A 225-nucleotide genomic window follows, 5' to 3' on the forward strand; every position below is an offset into this window, starting at 1 on the left:
TTTAATCTTATTGATACGCCTGGCCACGTTGACTTTTCTTATGAAGGGACTCGTTCTATTGCCGCCTGTGAAGGCGCTTTACTAATAGTTGATGCCGCACAGTGTATTCAAGCACAGACCATTTCAAATCTATATTTAGCATTAGTAAATGATATAGAAATTATTCCGGTTCTCAATTAAATAGACCTTCCAAGTACTAACCCTGATGAGGATACAGGTGATATT

The 225-nt window shown here is 37.8% G+C and carries 1 pseudogene; it reads left to right on the forward strand.

Going from position 1 to position 225, the window contains the following annotated elements:
• Positions 1–177 (forward strand): annotated as a pseudogene (locus ACRHOC_RS15470) (GTP-binding protein); the annotation flags it as partial.
• Positions 178–225: the final 48 nt, after the last annotated feature.

The organism is Winogradskyella poriferorum, assembly GCF_050618035.1.
Taxonomy (GTDB): Bacteria; Bacteroidota; Bacteroidia; order Flavobacteriales; family Flavobacteriaceae; genus Winogradskyella; species Winogradskyella poriferorum_A.